The sequence below is a fragment of the Bordetella bronchialis genome (genome assembly GCF_001676705.1).
Lineage (GTDB): Bacteria > Pseudomonadota > Gammaproteobacteria > Burkholderiales > Burkholderiaceae_B > Bordetella_C > Bordetella_C bronchialis.
The window spans coordinates 2,186,934-2,204,607 of the sequence record NZ_CP016170.1 but is presented as its reverse complement, the minus strand read 5'-3'; the positions used below and the strand labels follow the sequence as shown (position 1 = coordinate 2,204,607).

18 protein-coding genes, 1 tRNA gene and 1 pseudogene are annotated in these 17,674 nt (G+C 65.9%); 8 read left to right on the top strand and 12 right to left on the bottom strand.

Annotated elements, in window-relative coordinates; all coding sequences use genetic code 11:
- Positions 1–102: 102 nt before the first annotated feature.
- Positions 103–2,418 (top strand): xanthine dehydrogenase family protein molybdopterin-binding subunit, encoded by a 2,316-nt coding sequence (locus tag BAU06_RS09930; protein ID WP_066347984.1) that lies wholly within the window; start codon positions 103–105, stop codon positions 2,416–2,418.
- A 33-nt stretch (positions 2,419–2,451) separates the two neighbouring features.
- Here BAU06_RS09930 and BAU06_RS27270 read toward each other — a convergent pair whose 3' ends face one another.
- The 3 genes from BAU06_RS27270 to BAU06_RS09915 form a co-directional block, all read right to left on the bottom strand.
- Positions 2,452–2,832, bottom strand: coding sequence for a hypothetical protein (locus tag BAU06_RS27270; RefSeq protein WP_335617498.1), 381 nt, complete (start codon positions 2,830–2,832; stop codon positions 2,452–2,454).
- A gap of 62 nt (positions 2,833–2,894) precedes the next feature.
- Positions 2,895–4,049 carry an AGE family epimerase/isomerase gene (locus BAU06_RS09920; RefSeq protein WP_335617497.1) on the bottom strand — a complete coding sequence of 385 codons (1,155 nt, stop codon included), beginning with the start codon at positions 4,047–4,049 and terminating at the stop codon, positions 2,895–2,897.
- A gap of 8 nt (positions 4,050–4,057) precedes the next feature.
- Entirely contained in the window at positions 4,058–4,273 is a 216-nt protein-coding gene (locus BAU06_RS09915) for a hypothetical protein (RefSeq protein WP_066347974.1), read from the bottom strand.
- 78 nt (positions 4,274–4,351) lie between these two features.
- On the opposite strand from BAU06_RS09915, the gene hpaI reads away from it, so the two are divergent.
- Positions 4,352–5,158, top strand: coding sequence for a 4-hydroxy-2-oxoheptanedioate aldolase (gene hpaI, locus BAU06_RS09910; RefSeq protein WP_066347972.1), 807 nt, complete (start codon positions 4,352–4,354; stop codon positions 5,156–5,158).
- A gap of 39 nt (positions 5,159–5,197) precedes the next feature.
- Positions 5,198–5,539 carry a hypothetical protein gene (locus tag BAU06_RS09905; protein WP_066347966.1) on the top strand — a complete coding sequence of 114 codons (342 nt, stop codon included), beginning with the start codon at positions 5,198–5,200 and terminating at the stop codon, positions 5,537–5,539.
- A 15-nt stretch (positions 5,540–5,554) separates the two neighbouring features.
- Here the strand turns inward: BAU06_RS09905 and BAU06_RS09900 are convergent, their stop codons facing one another.
- Both BAU06_RS09900 and BAU06_RS09895 read right to left on the bottom strand, forming a co-directional pair.
- Positions 5,555–5,770: a hypothetical protein gene (locus BAU06_RS09900; protein ID WP_066347958.1), complete on the bottom strand. Its 216-nt coding sequence runs from the start codon at positions 5,768–5,770 to the stop codon at positions 5,555–5,557.
- 536 nt (positions 5,771–6,306) lie between these two features.
- Positions 6,307–6,447, bottom strand: a complete 141-nt coding sequence (locus BAU06_RS09895; RefSeq protein WP_231934074.1) for a glycine zipper 2TM domain-containing protein — start codon at positions 6,445–6,447, stop codon at positions 6,307–6,309.
- A 357-nt stretch (positions 6,448–6,804) separates the two neighbouring features.
- On the opposite strand from BAU06_RS09895, the gene BAU06_RS09890 reads away from it, so the two are divergent.
- The 4 genes from BAU06_RS09890 to BAU06_RS09875 all read left to right on the top strand — a co-directional run bounded on the left by BAU06_RS09890 (position 6,805) and on the right by BAU06_RS09875 (position 11,171).
- Positions 6,805–8,238, top strand: coding sequence for a DUF7125 family protein (locus BAU06_RS09890; RefSeq protein WP_066347950.1), 1,434 nt, complete (start codon positions 6,805–6,807; stop codon positions 8,236–8,238).
- Between the two features lie 34 nt (positions 8,239–8,272).
- Positions 8,273–8,635 carry a response regulator gene (locus BAU06_RS09885; RefSeq protein ID WP_066347948.1) on the top strand — a complete coding sequence of 121 codons (363 nt, stop codon included), beginning with the start codon at positions 8,273–8,275 and terminating at the stop codon, positions 8,633–8,635.
- A gap of 338 nt (positions 8,636–8,973) precedes the next feature.
- A complete protein-coding gene (locus tag BAU06_RS09880) occupies positions 8,974–10,068 on the top strand; it encodes a porin (protein ID WP_066347942.1) in 1,095 nt (364 codons plus the stop codon).
- 179 nt (positions 10,069–10,247) lie between these two features.
- Entirely contained in the window at positions 10,248–11,171 is a 924-nt protein-coding gene (locus tag BAU06_RS09875; protein ID WP_156770202.1) for a hypothetical protein, read from the top strand.
- Between the two features lie 72 nt (positions 11,172–11,243).
- Here the strand turns inward: BAU06_RS09875 and BAU06_RS09870 are convergent, their stop codons facing one another.
- Positions 11,244–11,444 (bottom strand): hypothetical protein, encoded by a 201-nt coding sequence (locus BAU06_RS09870; protein ID WP_066347932.1) that lies wholly within the window; start codon positions 11,442–11,444, stop codon positions 11,244–11,246.
- A 237-nt stretch (positions 11,445–11,681) separates the two neighbouring features.
- Here BAU06_RS09870 and BAU06_RS09865 point away from each other — a divergent pair, with 237 nt between their 5' ends.
- Entirely contained in the window at positions 11,682–12,545 is an 864-nt protein-coding gene (locus BAU06_RS09865) for a scabin-related ADP-ribosyltransferase (protein ID WP_066347927.1), read from the top strand.
- Between the two features lie 143 nt (positions 12,546–12,688).
- On the opposite strand, the gene BAU06_RS09860 is transcribed toward BAU06_RS09865, so the two are convergent.
- The 6 genes and pseudogenes from BAU06_RS09860 to rplT all read right to left on the bottom strand — a co-directional run bounded on the left by BAU06_RS09860 (position 12,689) and on the right by rplT (position 17,667).
- A tRNA-Pro gene (locus BAU06_RS09860) sits at positions 12,689–12,765 on the bottom strand.
- A 166-nt stretch (positions 12,766–12,931) separates the two neighbouring features.
- Positions 12,932–13,333, bottom strand: a pseudogene (locus BAU06_RS09855) (MerR family transcriptional regulator); the annotation flags it as partial.
- 59 nt (positions 13,334–13,392) lie between these two features.
- Positions 13,393–13,719 carry an integration host factor subunit alpha gene (locus tag BAU06_RS09850; protein WP_066347926.1) on the bottom strand — a complete coding sequence of 109 codons (327 nt, stop codon included), beginning with the start codon at positions 13,717–13,719 and terminating at the stop codon, positions 13,393–13,395.
- A 34-nt stretch (positions 13,720–13,753) separates the two neighbouring features.
- On the bottom strand, positions 13,754–16,171 hold the full coding sequence (pheT, locus tag BAU06_RS09845) for a phenylalanine--tRNA ligase subunit beta (RefSeq protein WP_066347917.1): 2,418 nt from the start codon (positions 16,169–16,171) through the stop codon (positions 13,754–13,756).
- A gap of 13 nt (positions 16,172–16,184) precedes the next feature.
- A complete protein-coding gene (pheS, locus tag BAU06_RS09840; protein ID WP_066347914.1) occupies positions 16,185–17,207 on the bottom strand; it encodes a phenylalanine--tRNA ligase subunit alpha in 1,023 nt (340 codons plus the stop codon).
- Positions 17,208–17,307: 100 nt separating this feature from the next.
- The gene (gene rplT, locus BAU06_RS09835; RefSeq protein WP_066347909.1) at positions 17,308–17,667 is read right to left on the bottom strand and encodes a 50S ribosomal protein L20; all 360 of its coding nucleotides are present in this window, start codon (positions 17,665–17,667) and stop codon (positions 17,308–17,310) included.
- Positions 17,668–17,674: the final 7 nt, after the last annotated feature.

Sequence of the window (17,674 nt, the reverse complement as noted above, 5' to 3'; positions counted from 1 at the left end):
AGCCGCCGCGGCGGCGACGCCGGTGGCGGCTGACTCGCCACGCGCCCAGGCGGACCTGCTGGCCCGGGCCGAACCATCCCAGGACAACGAGAGGGCCATGCAATGAGCGCGAATCCCCGCATCGCCATTCCCGCCGACGCCGCGCTGTCGCCGCGCCGCCGCGCCTTGCTGAAAGCCGCCGGCATGGTCGCCGGCCTCTGCCTGCTGGGCGGCCGCTCCGGCGCCGTCTACGCGGCCGACACGCGTAAGTACGGCGTGGATGCCTTTCCGGGCGGCGCCGTCGAAGACCCGCTGGTCTTCGTGCACATCGGCACCGACGGCATCGTCACCATCACCGCGCTGCGACCCGAGATGGGCCAGGGCGTGCGTACCGGCCTGCCCATCGTCATCGCCGACGAGATGGAAGCCGACTGGCGCCGCGTCCGTGTCGTACAGGCACCGGGCGACCAGCAAAAGTACGGCAACCAGAATACCGACGGCTCGCGCAGCACGCGCCATTTCTTCACGCCGATGCGGCGCGTGGGCGCGGCCGCCCGCGGCATGCTGGAAGCCGCTGCCGCCAGGCACTGGAACGTGCCGGTCGCGGAAGTCCACGCCAGCAACCACGAGGTGGTCCACGACAAGACCGGACGCAAGCTGGGCTACGGCGAGCTCGCCCAGCAGGCCGCCGCCATGCCGGTACCGACGGGCGACGCCGTGCGCCTGAAAACCGCCGAACGATTCCGCTACATCGGCAAGCCCGACGTGCGCAATATCGACGGCCGCGACATCGCCACGGGCAACACCCACTACGGCATCGACACGCGGCTGGATGGGATGCTGTATGCCGTCATCGCGCGCCCCGGCGTGTTGGGCGGCAAGGTCAAGCACTACAACGCCGACGCCACGCTGAAGGTGCCCGGCGTCGTCAAGGTGGTCGAAATCGCCGCCACGCCGCTGCCCGCGCAATTCCATCCGCTGGGCGGCGTCGCCGTCATCGCCACCAACACCTGGGCGGCGATCAAGGGCCGCCAGGCCTTGCAGATCGAATGGGACAACGGCCCCAACGGCAGCTACGACTCCGACACCTACAAGGCCTATCTGCGCGACCTGGTGCAAAAGCCCGGCAAGGTCGCGCGCAACGACGGCGACGCCATGGCGGCGCTGGCATCGGCGCCCAAGCGCGTGCGCGCCGAGTACTACCTGCCCCACCTGGCGCACGCCACCATGGAGCCGCCCGCCGCCGTGGCCCGCGTGCAGAACGGCAAATGCGAGGTCTGGGCCTGCGTGCAGGCGCCGCAAGCCACCGCCGACATCGTCGCCGAGCACCTGAAAATCAAGCCCGCCGACGTCACGGTCAATATCACCTTGCTGGGCGGCGGATTCGGCCGCAAGTCCAAGCCGGACTTCGTCGCCGAAGCCGCCCTGCTGTCGAAAGCCATGGACGGCAAGCCGGTCAAGGTGACCTGGACCCGCGAGGACGACCTGCGCAACGACTACTTCCATACGGTCTCGTACGAGCATCTGGAAGGCGGCCTGGATGCCAGCGGCAAGGTGGTGGCCTGGCTGCACCGCAGCGCCGCGCCACCCATTGCGTCGACGTTTTCACTGCAGGCCAAGGGCGAGCAGCCTTCCGAGCTGAACATGTCCGCCGTCAACCAGCCCTTCGATATCCGCAACATGCGCGTGGAGGCTCCCGAAACCGACGCCCACACGCGCATCGGCTGGTTCCGCTCGGTGTCCAACATCCCGCATGCCTTTGCCGTGCAATCCTTCATCGCCGAGATGGCGCACGAGGCCGGCCGCGATCACCGGGACTTTCTGCTGGACCTTATCGGCCCGCCGCGCAAAGTGTCGCCCCGGACGCTCTCGGACAACACCAACTACGGCGAATCGCCCGACCGCTATCCCGTCGATACGGGACGCCTGCGCCGCGTGATCGAACTGGCCACGCGCGAGGCCGGCTGGGGAACCCGCAAGCTGCCCCCCGGCCACGGGCTGGGCCTGGCCTATGCGTACAGCTTCGTGACCTACGTCGCCATGGTGGTGGAGGTCGCCGTCGGCAAGGAGGGCCAGGTCAGCGTCAAGCGCGTGGATATCGCGGGCGACTGCGGTCCGCAGGTCCAGCCGGACCGCATCCGCTCGCAGGCCGAGGGCGCGTGCATCATGGGCCTGAGCCTGGCCACGCAGGGGGCCATCACCTTCAAGGATGGGCAGACGGAGCAGACCAACTTCCACCAATACCAGGTGGCGCGCATGCCGGAGGCCAATATCGACATCCGGGTCCACCTGGTCCCGCACGGCTATGACGTGCCGCTGGGCGGCGTGGGCGAACCCTTCCTGCCGCCCTTCGCTCCCGCGCTATGCAACGCCATCTTCGCCGCGACGGGCACGCGCATCCGCACCCTGCCTATCGGCGAGCAGTTGCGTTCGGCCTGAGGGGATAGCCGGGCGGCCCGCGCCGCCCGGCTTTTATTCCGGCAAGTGATCCGGAATGCCGTTCTCGTCCACCGCCTTGACGGACGCGAGCGCGTTGCGCGCCGCCGACATGGCTTCCACACCGCTGCGAAACCGCCGCGACAGGTAAATCTCGAATACCTGCGGTTCGTTGCCCTCGCCTTCCTTGCGCGTTTCCATGAAGGCCCTGGCGGGCTCCCGCCCCTGTGGCGGTACCGAATAGGCATAGACCGTATAACCGTCGATCAACCTGGGCGTCATCGCTGCGCTCCTGTTCGGAAACCGGGCCGGCCGGCGTTGGCGCGCAGCATCGCAGAAATCCAAATATTTCGCAAGAAAACCGAATAATGTGAAACATTCAGGGACGGGCACGGCCTTCAGCAGTCCCTGCGGCATGTCCTGGAGCCACGCCCCCGGGGCGTATCCGCGACGCGTCCGGCCAGCCAGGCGATGCGCACTTAACTCGCGGGCGACGGCTCCGGCCCTGGCGGCAAGGCCGCATAGCAGGATGCCAGGTGATACGGGGTCGTGGACGGCATATCGGCGCGCGCGACCTGCCCGCCCGCGTCCAGACATTCATACCAGCCCCGTTCATGCAGGAAGCGCTGCTCGAAGCATGCCAATTGCCGGGACAGCGCGGCGGCCGCGGCCTCGCTCCCCTGCAGCGCCAGGCAGCGCGCGTATTCCGTCTGCGCCCAAATCCGCTGCGTACCGTCGATGACGCCGCCAGCCAGGTCCAAACTGGCGCAAACCCCTTGCACGCCCGCCGTCACGCCATGCCGTTGCGCATAGTCGACGGCCCGCGGCACCGACGCCGCGAGTTCGGTGCCATCGAAGACCCCTGGCGCCCCGCGCACCAGCGCATACCATTCGAATTGGTGCCCCGGTTCGATGCGATTGCCCGTTTCGGCCGTGGGCAATTCGCATATGCAGCGCGTGGCGGCGTCCATGAAGTGCGTCGACATGCCGTGCGCGATGCGGCGCAGGGCGGCGTCGTACCAGGCGGTGTCGCCCGCTTCCCGCGCCGCCAGGTAGGCCTCGGTCAGGTGCATGATGGGGTTCTGCAGCGGCCCCTGCCGTTCGCTCGCGCCGTCGTCCTGCGTCTGGGCGCGATAAAGGCCGCCGCCCAGGCCGAAGCGGGATTCGATCAGCGTTACGGTTTCGCCGATCAGGTCAAGGGCGCGGGCGTCGCGCGACTGGCGGTAATACGCCGCGCAGGCAAACACCACGAAAGCATAGGTATACAGGTCATGATACGTTTCCAGCGGCGCGGCGTCCGGTCCGATGCTATAGACCCAGCCGCCCGCGGGGTGGCGGAACCGGCCCCGCAAGGACTCGAACAGCAGCGCCGCGTGCGCCGCGTGCGCCGCCGCGGCCGGGGCCCGGCTCGCGGAAAACACGAAAAGCTGGCGGGCGCAGGCCATGGCGCGGTAGCGCTGCGGCGGCAGCGGCCGTGCATCCGCGCTGGACAGCGATTCGTAGGGCAGGCCGAGCCGCGGGTTGAAGCCTTGCGCCAGCCACGCCGGCAGCACGACCCCGTCGTAATGGGCCCGCAGGCGGGCCACCGTGGCCGTCAGGGCCGCGTCGTCGCCGGTGCGGGGCATGGCGGTCATGGCCGGGCTCATGCGTCGTAGGAGCCGGCGGATTCCATATGCAGCGCCAGACGTCCCTTATCCGTGACTTCCGGCTTGCCGGCGGAATCGATCTCGATGCAGCGCAGAAGCAGCAGCGCGTCGATGAAGCGCTGCGGCACCGGTTCCGCGGGATCCGCCTTGCCCTCCGCGATGACACCCAGCCAATAGGCCAGCTCGCCCTTGTTGAATTGATGCATGGCCATGCGGCTGCCTCCGTGCCGCCACCACGGCGGAATCGCCTATTATCGTCCATCTTCCTACACCACTACCGAAGACGACGCATGGATATCCTGAGCAATTCCTTCAAGCGCGCGCTGCGCGAAGGCAAACCCCAGATTGCCTTGTGGACCGCGCTGACCCATCCCTACGCGGCGGAAATCTGCGCCGGCGCGGGCTTCGATTGCCTGGTCATCGATGGCGAACACGCGCCCAACGAGCTCCAGAGCATGCTGGCCCAATTGCAGTCCGTGGCGGCCTACCCCGTGGCCCCGGTCGTGCGGCCCCCGTGGAACGACTTCGTGCGGATCAAGCAGATCCTGGATATCGGCGCGCAGAACCTGCTCATTCCGATGATCCAGTCGGCGGAGGAAGCCGCCGCGGCCGTCGCCGCCGTCCGCTATCCGCCGGCGGGTATCCGCGGCGTGGGCGCCGCGCTGGCCCGCTCCTCGCGCTGGAACCGCATCCCCGATTACCTGCGCCGCGCCAACGACGAAATGTGCGTGCTGCTGCAGATAGAGACCCCGGCCGGCCTGGCGGCCCTGGACGACATCCTGGCCATCGACGGCGTGGATGGCGTCTTCATCGGACCCGCCGACCTTTCCGCGAATATGGGCCACCTGGACAACCCCGGTCATCCCGAGGTCACCGCCGCCATCGACGGCGCGATCCGCCGTATCGTGGCTTCCGGCAAAGCGGCGGGCATTCTGCATACCAACCCGGAGCGTGCCAGGCATTATCTGTCGCTGGGCGCCACCTTCGTGGCGGTGGGCATCGACGCCACCCTGCTGGCGCGCGCCGCCGAATCCCTGGCGGCGCAGTTCGACCGGCGCGCACCGTCCGCCGGCGCCGCACAGCAGGGTCCGTACTGAATGCATAAAATAGCGCCCACACGCCCCACCGGAGGACACATGCGTTTTCTTATCGCCCCTGGGCGGACCCTGCTTCTGCTGGCATCCCTTGCCACGCTGGCAGGATGCGCCACCGCCAACGGGCCCATCATCCCGACGGGGCAGCCCGGCCAATACACCCTGACGAGCCGGTCCGGCGGTTTCTCCACATCCTGGGTGGAACTGAAGCGCCAGGCGATCGATCGCGCCAAGGACTTCTGCGCGTCGCAAGGCTTGAAATTGACCAACCCCGATGTCTCGTCCAATCATGCGACGGGGTTCACGCGCGCCGTCACCTACGTTACCTTCAACTGCGACACCATCCCGCAGCCCAGCAAGGACCAGGGCCAGAATCAACAATAACGACAGCGGCAGGCGCTAGAAATTCTCGTCTATCCATTGCCTGGCCCATTGCTCCGCGCCTTTGCGGGCCAGGTTTTCCGTCTGTATGGACGATCCCGGATACGGTGGAAAGGCGAAGCCATTTACCGGATTCCCGCTTTCCAGCATCGAAATGAAAATGCGTGCCTGGAACAGTCCGTCTTTCAGCGTTTCCACGCCGCATTCGATGATGAAGTTCTTGTATTGGATCATGGGCTCGCTCCGGACATCCCAGGGGGCAAGCGGCATGGCGCCGTTTCCGGTTGCCCATGCCAGAAAGGCCGGCGCTTACCCCTCGTATTACGCCGCCCCATCTGAATACGCGCGATGCGCGCCGATAATATTGCACCGCGGGGCGACGGCCGCCAAGACCGCCAACCCTTGCAAATGCAAGCATGCTTGACGGCAAACTGAACGGCGTGCGGCGCGGCCCCGCGCGCCCCAGCCCACCGTCGGATGAGCACTTAAGCATGAGCGAAACCCCCGGCCAGCCGCGGCGGCCAGAAGGTGCGCAAGAGGAAAGTGCTAATCCGGGGGGCCGTTCCGGTGCAATGAGGCGCCGCGCCGCAAGCCGCTTCAGCCGCGCGGAGCCGATCGATCCGCCACATCCAAGGGCTGGCCCGGATGGTGCCGGCTCCGCCCCAAGTATGGGGCAACAAAGTCCGCGGGCGCGGCGCCTCCGCCAACCGGCCGGGGCGCGAGCACGGCGCTTACACCGTATGTACCGCTACATGGGGAGCCGATCGGCCCTAATCCTTGCCGATTTCGTGGCCGATCACACCGCCCACCACGGCGCCTCCGACGGTGCCGGCGGTGCTGTGCGTGGTTTCATGGCCGATTATGCCGCCGGCTGCCGCGCCGCCCAGCGTGCACCCGCCTAACGCTGGCATGCACGCGATCACCACCAGCGCCGCGATCCTACGTAGTCGGTTCATAACAAGCTCCTTCGCTGTAATGGGAACCCTGCTCATGCAAGCCGCATACCTGTCCGGCACAGCACAACCGACCGGGGACAGCCATACTCGGGCACGATTCTTGCGCTCCGGGATCTTCCTTCAACCGCTGTTCTTTCCATCGGCCCGCCCGCAAGGCGCTTAAAACCCCAGCCCGCCTCCTTCGGGGCCCGACCGCGGGGCCGCGACGACACAATGCGGAATTACTGTTTTTGCTTGACGCCCAAATCGGACATGCGGGACACTTTCGCGCGAACCGTTCATGGGCGCGACGGAATTACGGAGGAATTGGCGGTGCAGCATCTCGCACGCATGGCGAGTGGAATCGAAGGACTGGACCGTATATTGCACGGCGGTTTTATCGAAGGCGCTTCCTATATCATCCAGGGCCGCCCAGGGGCCGGGAAAACCATTCTTTCCAACCAGATCGCGTTTTCGCACGTTGCGAATGCCGGCAAGGTGCTTTATGTCACCCTGCTCGCGGAAAGCCACGAAAGGCTTTTCCACGCAATGTCCACGCTGGACTTCTTCCAGAAAGAAAAACTGGGGCGGGAAATCGTCTACGTCAGCGTTTTCCACGCGCTCCGCGAAGAAGGCCTGGGCGCGGTAGTAAAACTGCTGCGCCATGAAACCAAGCGGCACAACGCGACCCTGCTGGTTTTCGATGGCCTGCTCAACGCCCGCGAACGCGCGGAAACGGACCTGGACGTCAAAACCTTCGTGGCGGAAGTCCAGGGCCAGGCCGGCTTCATGGGCTGCACGGTACTGTTCCTGACCAGTACCCGCCTGGACGACAGCAGCCCCGAACACACCATGGTCGACGGCGTGATCGACCTGAGCGACGAAATCTTCGGCGTGCGGACCGTCCGGCAGCTGCAGGTGCGCAAATCGCGCGGCAGCGCGGCGGTCGGCGGCCTGCACCAGTATGAGATCACGCAGGCCGGCATCACGATTTATCCGCGCGTCGAGGCCGTCTCGTGGCCCTTGATACCGCCCTCGCCCGAAATCCTGGCGCAACGCGTCACCAGCGGCAACGACGGCGTGGACCACCTGGTCGGCGGCGGTTTGCCGCGCGGCTCCGTGACGCTGCTGACCGGTCCCACCGGATCCGGCAAGACCACGCTGGGCCTGCATTTCCTGAGCGCCGCGTCCGCGGACGAGCCGGCCCTGCACTTCGGTTTCTTCGAGACGTCCACCTTGCTACAGCGCAAGGCCGAAACGCTGGGCATCGCCCTGAAGCCGTCCGCGCACCTGGAACTGGTGTGGACGCCCATGGCGGAGAACCTGCTGGACAAGCTCGGCCATGAACTGATGGAACACGTCGAGCGCCGCCGGGTGACTCGGCTGTTCGTCGACGGCATCGGCGGATTCGAACGCGCGGCCACGCACCGCGCCAGGCTCATCGAATTTTTCACGACCATCACGAACCGCCTGCGCGCCATCGGCGTGACCACCATTTTCACCTGGGAAATGCGCGAGATCGTCGACCGGGATGTCACCGCGCCCGCCGATCAGTTGTCGGCCATGTTCGATAACGTCATCCTGCTGCGCCAGGTGCTGCAGGACCATGACCTGAAGCGCACGATCGCCGTCCAGAAGATGCGCGACAGCAACTTCGTTCCCAATACCCGCATCCTGGATATCACAAGCAAAGGCTTGCGTATCGGCGCCAAGTTGGGCACGTCCACCCGGACGAGCACCGTGGTGGACTCTATCGGCGGATCCTGACGATGACTTGCAACGCGTCACGAGGCCACTCGCCATGGCGTTGATCCTCGTCGCCGACGACGAGATCCTGCTCGCCGAAATGCTGGCCGATCTCCTGGAGGACGCCGGACACGAAGTCCTGACGGCACCCCATGGCGGCGCCGCGCTGGCGCTCATGCGCAGCCGCCGCCCGGACCTGCTCATCACCGACTTCATGATGCCGCTCATGACCGGGCTCGAACTGGCCGAGGCGGTACGCGCCGACGAAAGCATGCGCGCGCTGCCCATCATCCTGGTGACCGGCGCGCAAGGCCTGCTGGCGCGGCAAAGTCCCAATCTGTTCGACCTGGTGGTGGACAAACCCTACGACCCTCGCGCGCTGCTGGCGCAGGTGGACGGCCTGCTCACGGACAAGTGATGCCGGCGGGGCGGCCGACGCCGCGGCCGGCAGTGCGTTGAATTGCGTCCGCAAAGCCTCGAGGCCTTTGCATCGCACAGGGCACAAAATAGGACTATCCCTAAAGGGTGAACTACATCGTTTCACCTATACTGCGCCGGCTGCTTGGATTTCGTCCCAGTTTTCATGCAATGGGCACGCTATCCCCGCAGCGTCCCCTACGCGGCCGGCGCCTACCCAGGTCCACCGGTCCGTAGGCGACGAAAAATGCTGGCGTCGCGGTCATCCGCCGCACGACGCCACGGTTCTGGAGCCCGGCACCCATGTGTGCCGCAGACTGGGAGAGGAGAACACCATCGATGCGTAGACACCCGTCGAAGCAAACCGCGATAGCACTGGCCATCGCGGCCACGGCAAGCGCCGCCGCGCAAGCCGCCGAAACCAATATCCAACTGTATGGCATCGCGGACGCCAGCGTCCGCTACCTGAGCACCGGCCCCGGCTATCAACCCGACAATAGCCGGATCTCGATGGAAAACGGCGCCATCACCAACAGCCGCTGGGGCCTGAAAGGCACCGAAGACCTGGGCAACGGCAACACCGCCTTCTTCCGCCTGGAAAGCGGCATCAATCTGCAGAACGGCAGCCAGAGCGACCCCAGCCGCATGTTCAACCGCCAGTCCTATGTCGGCCTGGACGGCGGCGAGGCCGGCGCGATCTCGCTGGGACGCCAGGACACGCCGCTGTTCACCATCCTGGGCGACACCTTCGACCCGCTGACGGTCGGCAACTACGAACAGAACTCCTGGCTGCCGGTGGCCATGTCGCGCGGCCGGACGTCCGATTCGGTGCGCTATCGCAACAACAAGCTGGGCGGCTTCGACCTGATCCTGTCGTACGCCTTCGGCGACTCCTTCGACGACCACAAGCTGGGCCAGCAATACGGCGGCACGCTAACCTACACCACCGGGCCGCTGACCCTGGGCGGCGGCTATCAGCTCACACGCGCCGACACGAACTCGGACTACACCCAGCGCGTGTGGAACCTGAACGTGGCCTACCACCTGTTCGACAATACGCGGCTGTTCGCCGGCTACTTCAACGGCCGCGACGAAACCGGATTCGTCAATACCGTCATGGGTATCGCGGATGTTCCGGACAATGGGCTGGAACGCAAGGACAACGGCTACTACGCCGGCGTCACATGGCAGCCCATGGCCACGTCCTGGACCTTCACCGGCGCGGCGTATTTCGACACCAGCAAGAACGTGATCCAGGACGGTGACAAAGGCAAGCGCTACGCCCTGGTCGCCGTCGCGGAATACGCCTTGTCCAAGCGCACCCAGCTTTACGGGACGGTGGACTTCAACCGCGTCTACGATGCGTCCACGGCGGAGATCGCCAGCGGCTCCACGCAATTGGGCGTGGCCACTGGCATACGGCATATTTTCTAGGCCAGCGTTTCGATCCGGAAGTCCGCGGCTCCATCCATGCGCCCGCTCGCGTGGATGGAAGCCGCCGGGCCATACGCGCGCCGTCCGGCCGCACCGCCGGTTGGCATTCAACGGTGCTTCAGCGCCCACGAAGGCACACTTCGCGGATGTCCGCACGGCCGGACGCGGAGCGCGACAACATGAACCCATCGATCGACACCGGGCCGGACGCCCAAGGCCTATTCACTGGCGTGCGGACCGGCCCCCTGGCCCTGGGCTTCTGCCTGGCCGCCGTCCTGGCCCTGAGCGTCCATGCGGCGATGCTGCAGTTGCTGCACGTACCCTATCCGTCGGAACGTCTTACCGCTTTCCTGCCGGAAGCGATCAACACCATGCTGATGATGTGGGGCGCGCTGTGGCTGGCGCGATGCCTGCACAAGCGGTTTCCCCAGCGCTCCCTCATGTTCCGCGCCGGCATCCTGCTTCTGTTGGTCTCCACGCTCAACGAGACACTGCGCGGCTGGTTCATGAACGGCTATTGCGCCTCCGCGCCGCACGCGTGGGCATACTTCGCGATCTCGGCGCTGCCTCGCCTGGCGCCGTATGCCGTGGTCGCGCTGGTGGCATCGGGCGCCGGCCCACGGCTCGCGCATGGGTGGCAGCGCGGCGTGGGCGCCGCCGTGCTCGGCCTGGCGCTTGCGCTGGCCATGCCGTCCTTGTCGGCTTGGCTGGACAGCGCCGTGGTGGTCCGCTTCCAGGACTGGGCCCCGACCGAGGGATGGTGCCAACTGCCCTACGGATGGAAGGTAGTGCTGCCGGCGTATCTGACCTTCATCGCCGAACCGGCGCTGGCCTGTCTTTTCTGCATGGCCTGTGCGGCGCCTGCCCTGCCGGCAAAAGGCCTTGCGCGTCCGATGGCCTTCATGCTCATGATCCTGGCGCTGAAGAAGCAACTGTTGATGGCGGTGTTCTATGCGGTCTATTCCTCGATGCCGGCCCTGACGGCCCTGGCCAGCATGGGGCAGTTCTCCCTGGAATTCGCGATCCTGGGATTTCTCGTGGCGGTAAGCTGGGACCACGCCGCGCGCTCGCGGCCCGGTGCGACGGCGGCGGTGCGCCACTGACCTGCCGTGCCGCGACCTGCCGTGCCGCGACCTGCCGTGCCGCACGTACGCGCTTGAACTGCCCTCCCGGCATCACGCCAGGTCGTACTCGGCCATCACCCGCTCGACGGCCGCGCGGAATTCGGAGTCCTTCGCCACCGGCACGCTCCAGTTCGGATCGCATCCATCGCGCCGCTCGATCGGGGGCGCCGGCACGTTCCCACCGGCGACCATGGTGAACTCGTCGTGCAGGATGCTGCTCAATTCCGTAACGGTGACTTTCTTTTTGGGCATGGGATGCTCCCCGGGACGAACATGCCACGCCCATAGCAAGTAGTGTGCATGTCCTTGTCCGGGGCGCGGTATGACCCGGTCACGGAAGATTACGGTGCGGATCCGGGCGGGCCCGCGAACGCGGCCCGCGCTGCACCGATAATCGGCTCTCGGGGCGATGCGGTCTTCGGGACCGCGGCTCGGCGCGCCAGCCGGTACAAGCCATGCAGCATCGTCCGGCGTCATAAGGAAAGGAAGATGAGATCGCTTGCACTCCGGATCGCGATGGCGGTCCAGTCGGTTTTCCTTGCATACGGCCTGGGTACCCCGGCCGCGGCGGCGCCTGAAATCGTATACCGGGTGGATGCCCGGGCCCCGACGGAGATCTTCGCCAACGGCTTCCGGCCATGGGGCGACAACGATGACGTGCTGGCTCACGTCGCTGGAAAAACCACCGCGATAGGCAGCAGGAGTTCCGCATTCGTCGCCACGACGGAAGACATGAACCAGGCGCTGCGCTTCCTGAATTTTTTCTCGTCCGCGAACCAGGGCTCGACGTATTGGTTATATCGGATCTATACGGACGACTCGTTCTACAGCACCAACGTTACGTTGGAGAGCATCTACAAAACGCCGCCGCGCTACCGCAATTACGACGACGCCGTCGTCACCGCTGCCAGGACGCTGTACGCCACCTTTCAGGTCCAGAAAGAGTGGCTGGCCAAAGGCGGGATTGCGTCGAACCTGATTATCGATGCCGCCTCATACCAATGGGACGGCAGCACCAACGAAATCAAGCCAGCCGGCGCCAGGACCAACGGCAATGCCAGCAAACCGGCCAGTCCCGCGACCGACCAGGCGTACGACTTCACGCCCCAAGAAATCGCGACGTACTCGTACATCAAGCAGTCGAGTTGTAATGTGATTACCGACGACTTCTGTCCGGCCCATGATGAACGCAAGATAAGAGCAGCCGGATCGACCTGCCTGGGTCAACCCATGGACCAGAGTCGATATGCGACCCCGCGCTCATGCGGGATGGTTTGGCTAAACGTGCTGATGCATCCTTGGGTGATCTTCATGACCGTGTTTCCGGAGTCGTGGTCGGCGTGGCCGCTATAACGGCCGAACCATACGGTCAAACGAAATAGGCCCAGGCAAGTGAACCCAAGCAAACCCGCCCCAAGCCAACTCAGCACAAATGAAAACTCAGCACAAATGAAAAGGGTGTTAGTGACGATCATCACTAACACCCTTTGAACTGCTGGTCGGGACGGCGGGATTCGAACTCGCGACCCCTTGCACCCCATGCAAGTGCGCTACCAGGCTGCGCTACGCCCCGAAAGACCGAAAGTATATCAGATGTCGCGACGCCGTGCGACTCAATCCGTGCCGCCGGGGGAAACAGGACCCGTGCTGTCCGATTCAATGCGGTCCGGCCCGCCCTGCGTGGCGGGACCGGCATCGCCGCGCGCGGCGGCGCCCACATCGGCTTGCGTTCCACCGCCCGCAGCGCCCTGCCCGATACTGTTCAAGGCTTCGGCCAGCACGGCCGACACGCCGCGCAATTCCGAGCGCAGGGCCTGCATCTCGGCGCCCGTGAAGCGGACGGCAGCGTCCTGGTCGCGCGGCGGTGCCTCGCGGGTATCGCCCAGGCGGTTGCGCGCGCCGCTGATGGTGAAGCCCTGTTCATACAGCAGCGAGCGGATGCGGCGAATCAGCAGCACTTCGTGATGCTGGTAGTAACGCCGGTTGCCACGCCGCTTGACGGGCTTGAGCTGGGTGAATTCCTGTTCCCAGTACCGCAGCACGTGCGGCTTGACGCCGCACAGCTCGCTGACCTCACCAATGGTGAAGTAACGCTTGGCCGGGATCGGGGGCAAGACAACGGCAGGTTCTGGTCGAGTCATGGTAGGAACGTTAGCGGCACGGCCCTTCCGGCCGGAGACACATCAAGGTGCCGACGCGCTCAGTCGGCCGACGACGGTTCGGGCGTCGCGGTGTTTTCGACGATGCTCTTCAACTTCTGGCTCGCGTGGAAAGTCACCACGCGGCGGGCGGCGATGGGAATGGTCTCGCCGGTCTTGGGATTGCGTCCCGGGCGCGGCGGTTTGTCGCGCACCTGGAAATTGCCGAACCCAGACAGCTTGACGGAGTCTCCGCGGGCCAGGGCATCGCGGATCTCCTCGAAAAAGGTGTCGACAATGTCCTTGGCCTCGCGCTTGTTCAAACCCACCCGTTCGAACAGTAGTTCCGCGAGTTCGGCCTTGGTCAATGTGCGTGGCTCGGAAAGCATGGTTTGTAATCCCCTTTTCTTATCCCGGCGCGCATCAGGCGCGCAGGCGCGCGCCGTGCGCGTCGATCAGCCTGTCCCTTAGCCGCGCCAGGCAGTCGGACACGCGCGCATCGTCCAGCGTTGCGTCAGTGTCCTGTAGCCAGAAGCGGAAAGCAAGGCTTTTTTCTTTAGCAGAATCATCAGCTTGCGTCTTTTCCCGCCAGACGTCGAAGAGCCGGGCATCCTGCACGATGGCCAGTTTCGGGTCCTGGGCGACGGCCTGCGCGATGGTGTCGAGCATGGCTTGCGCGGGCAACGCGGCATCCACCCAGAGCGCCAGGTCGCGCACGACCACCGGCTGCCGGGAAAGCTCGCGCACCTGCGGCAGCCGGCCGTCCAGCACCGCCTCCACATCCAGTTCGAACAGCACCGGCGCATGCGCCAGTTCCGCCTTCTGCGCCCAGCGCGGGTGCAGCTCGCCCAGCCAGCCTATGGGCTGGCCGTCCAGTGAAATGCGGGCGCCGCGGCCGGGATGCAGGGCCGGATGCGGGGCGGCCTGGAAGCGCAGCTCGGCGCCGCGCGCACCGAACAGCGCCTGCACGTCGCGCTTCACGTCATAGAAATCGACCTGTCGCGTCGGCGTGCCCCATTGTTCTTCCACGCTGGGGCCCCATGCCGCGCCCGCCAGTTTCAGCGGCTGCCGCACGCCCGCAACGGCCAGTTCGCCATCGGCGATCGACGCATCGCGATAGAACACGCGGCCCAGCTCGAAGACGCGCACGCGGGACTGCTTGCGGTTCGCATTGTGGACGATGTTGGCCACCAGTCCACCCAGCAGGCTGGAACGCATCACGGCCAGCTGGCTGGCGATCGGGTTCAGCAGCTTGATGGGATCGGCATTGCCCGCGTAGTCGCGTTCCCAATCGGCCTCGACGAAGCTGAAGTTGACCACTTCCTGGTAATCCAGCGCGGCCATCTGGCGGCGCACGGCATGCGGACTGCGCCGCGCCTCGGGCGGCACGCGCATCTTGGCCAGCGCCATGGGCGGCTGGTCGGGGATGCTTTCGAAACCGTGGATGCGCGCGATCTCTTCGATCAGGTCTTCCTCGATGGCCAGATCGAAACGGTAGGACGGCGGCTCGACCAGCGCCACGTCGCCCTCGATGCGGTGGCGCAGGCCCAGGCGCGTGAAGATACCCGCGACCTCGTCGCGGGGGATATTGACGCCCAGCACGCGGTCGCAACGCGACAGGCGCATGCTGACGGGTTCCCGGCGCGGGACGTTGACGGTCTGGTCCTGGATGGGACCGCATTCGCCGCCGCAGATGTCCAGGATCAGGCGCGTGATGATCTCGAGATGCTCGGGAATGTTCTCGTAGTCCACGCCGCGCTCGAAGCGATGGCTGGCTTCGGAGCTGAACTTGTAGCGGCGCGCGCGGCCCGCGATGGCCTCGGGCCACCAGAAGGCCGCCTCGACGTAGATGTTGCGGGTGTCCAGCGTCACGGCGGTGGCGTCGCCGCCCATGATGCCCGCCAGGCTTTCCACGGTGTCGCCCGCGCTGATCACGCCGACGTCCTGGTCCAGCGCGATCTCCTGGCCGTTCAGCAGCTTCAGGGACTCGCCGGCGCGGGCCCAGCGCACGGTCAGCCCGCCGGAAATCTTGTCCAGGTCGAACACGTGGGTCGGCCGGCCCAGTTCGAGCATGACGTAGTTGGAGATATCCACCAGCGCCGACACCGAACGCTGCCCCGCCCGCTCCAGGCGGGTCTTCATCCACTGCGGGGTGGCGGCACGGGCGTTCACGCCACGGATGATGCGGCCGGCAAAGCGGCCGCACAGGTCGGGCGCCTGGATGTCGACGGAAAGCACGTCATCGAAAGCCGGGCGCACCGGCTCGACGGCGGGCACACTCAAGGGCGCGCCGGTCAGCGCGGCGACTTCGCGGCCCACACCCAGGATGGACAGGCAGTCCGCCCGGTTGGGCGTCAGCTTCAGCGTGAAGAGGGTGTCGTCCAGGTCCAGCAGGTCGCGCAGCGAAGTGCCGGGCGCGCTGTCCGCGGGCAGCTCCAGCAGGCCGGCGTGATCCTGCGACAGCCCCAGCTCGCGGGCCGAACACAGCATGCCGGCGGACTCGACGCCGCGCATCTTGGCCTTGCCGATCTTGATCTCACCGGGCAGCTCGGCGCCGACGCGGGCCAGCGGCACTTTCAGCCCCGCCGCCGCATTGGGCGCGCCGCACACGATCTGCAGGGGCTGGCCCGAGCCGTCGTCCACCTGGCATACGCGCAGCTTGTCCGCGTTGGGATGCGGCGCGATTTCGACGATGTGCGCCACGACCACGCCGGAGAACGGCGGCGCGGCGGTTTGCAGGTCTTCGACTTCCAGACCCGCCATGGTCAGGCGATGCGCCAGTTCTTCGGTATCGATGGCGGGATCGACCAGCGCGCGCAGCCAGGATTCGGGAAATTGCATGATCAGCCGTAGGTTATTCGTTGAACTGGCGCAGGAAGCGCAGGTCGCCTTCGTAGAACTGGCGCAGGTCGTTGACGCCGTAGCGCAGCATGGTCAGGCGCTCCAGGCCGGAGCCGAAGGCGAAGCCGATGTAGCGTTCCGGATCCAGTCCGAAGTTGCGCACGACCACCGGGTGTACCTGTCCGGCGCCCGAGATCTCCAGCCAGCGCCCGCGATTGGGGCCGCTGGTAAACATCATGTCGATTTCCGCCGACGGTTCCGTGAACGGGAAGAAAGACGGGCGGAAGCGCACGACCAGGTCGTCGCTTTCGAAGAAGCAGCGCAGGAAATCCGTGTAGACGCCCTTGAGATCGGCGAAGGACACGTCTTCGGCGATCCACAGGCCCTCGACCTGGTGGAACATGGGCGAATGCGTGGCGTCGCTGTCGACGCGGTAGGTCCGGCCCGGCGCGATCACCTTGATGGGCGGCTTGTTCATGCGCGCATAGCGAACCTGCATCGGGCTGGTATGCGTGCGCAGCAACAGCGGCAGTCCCTGGGCGTCTTTCATGTCCACGTAGAACGTGTCCTGCATGGAGCGCGCGGGATGGTTTTCCGGGTTGTTGAGCGCGGTGAAATTGGTCCAGTCGTTTTCGATCTCGGGGCCGTCGGCCACATCGAACCCGATGGAGCGGAAGATGGCTTCCACACGCTCCCAGGTACGGATCACGGGATGGATGCCGCCCACGCCGCGGCCACGGCCATCCAGGGTGACGTCGATGGTTTCGGACGCCAGGCGCTGGTCCAGCTCGGCTTGCGCCAGTTCGGCGCGGCGCAGGTTCAGCAGTTCTTCGATCTGCTGCTTGGCGCGATTCACGCGCGCGCCCATTTCGCGCTTTTCTTCCGGCCCCAGTTGCGCCAGTCCCTTGAGCAGCACGGTCAGCGCGCCTTCCTTGCCAAGGAAGCGGGCTTTGGCGTTTTCCAGCGCGGCGGCGTCGGGCGCGGCGGCGAATCGTTCTTTCGCCTGAGCGATCAGGTCATCGACCAACAGTGTCATGGCATCAGCCTAGGAAACGCGGCGCGGAAAGCAGCCGTCAAAAACGCAAACAGGGCCATGACAGCCCCGTTTGCAGCAATGCGCGTACGTCGAACAACGATCAGGCGGACAGGGCAGCCTTGGCCTGTTGGACGATGGCGGCAAAGCCGGCCTTGTCGCGCACGGCCAGATCGGCCAGCACCTTGCGGTCCAGATCGATGGACGCCTTCTTCAGGCCGGCGATGAACACGCTGTAGGTGACGCCGTGCTCACGCACCGCGGCATTGATACGCGTGATCCACAGGGCGCGGAAGGTACGCTTCTTGTTGCGGCGGTCGCGATAGGCATATTGCCCGGCGCGCATGACCGCCTGCTTGGCGATGCGGAATACATTGCCGCGGCGGCCGCGATAACCCTTGGCGGCATTCAGGACTTTCTTGTGACGGGCGCGGGCGGTAACGCCGCGTTTGACGCGAGGCATAGTGGAT

Bases quoted from the DNA above. Each gene is read 5' to 3' on its own strand.
- BAU06_RS09870 (WP_066347932.1), bottom strand. From the start codon at position 11,444: ATGCCCAAAAAGAAAGTCACCGTTACGGAATTGAGCAGCATCCTGCAC.
- hpaI (WP_066347972.1), top strand. From the start codon at position 4,352: ATGGATATCCTGAGCAATTCCTTCAAGCGCGCGCTGCGCGAAGGCAAA.
- BAU06_RS09930 (WP_066347984.1), top strand. From the start codon at position 103: ATGAGCGCGAATCCCCGCATCGCCATTCCCGCCGACGCCGCGCTGTCG.
- BAU06_RS09915 (WP_066347974.1), bottom strand. From the start codon at position 4,273: ATGGCCATGCATCAATTCAACAAGGGCGAGCTGGCCTATTGGCTGGGT.
- pheT (WP_066347917.1), bottom strand. From the start codon at position 16,171: ATGCAATTTCCCGAATCCTGGCTGCGCGCGCTGGTCGATCCCGCCATC.
- BAU06_RS09905 (WP_066347966.1), top strand. From the start codon at position 5,198: ATGCGTTTTCTTATCGCCCCTGGGCGGACCCTGCTTCTGCTGGCATCC.
- BAU06_RS27270 (WP_335617498.1), bottom strand. From the start codon at position 2,832: ATGCCGCAGGGACTGCTGAAGGCCGTGCCCGTCCCTGAATGTTTCACA.
- pheS (WP_066347914.1), bottom strand. From the start codon at position 17,207: ATGACACTGTTGGTCGATGACCTGATCGCTCAGGCGAAAGAACGATTC.
- rplT (WP_066347909.1), bottom strand. From the start codon at position 17,667: ATGCCTCGCGTCAAACGCGGCGTTACCGCCCGCGCCCGTCACAAGAAA.
- BAU06_RS09875 (WP_156770202.1), top strand. From the start codon at position 10,248: ATGAACCCATCGATCGACACCGGGCCGGACGCCCAAGGCCTATTCACT.
- BAU06_RS09850 (WP_066347926.1), bottom strand. From the start codon at position 13,719: ATGCTTTCCGAGCCACGCACATTGACCAAGGCCGAACTCGCGGAACTA.
- BAU06_RS09865 (WP_066347927.1), top strand. From the start codon at position 11,682: ATGAGATCGCTTGCACTCCGGATCGCGATGGCGGTCCAGTCGGTTTTC.
- BAU06_RS09880 (WP_066347942.1), top strand. From the start codon at position 8,974: ATGCGTAGACACCCGTCGAAGCAAACCGCGATAGCACTGGCCATCGCG.
- BAU06_RS09920 (WP_335617497.1), bottom strand. From the start codon at position 4,049: ATGACCGCCATGCCCCGCACCGGCGACGACGCGGCCCTGACGGCCACG.
- BAU06_RS09900 (WP_066347958.1), bottom strand. From the start codon at position 5,770: ATGATCCAATACAAGAACTTCATCATCGAATGCGGCGTGGAAACGCTG.
- BAU06_RS09895 (WP_231934074.1), bottom strand. From the start codon at position 6,447: ATGCCAGCGTTAGGCGGGTGCACGCTGGGCGGCGCGGCAGCCGGCGGC.
- BAU06_RS09885 (WP_066347948.1), top strand. From the start codon at position 8,273: ATGGCGTTGATCCTCGTCGCCGACGACGAGATCCTGCTCGCCGAAATG.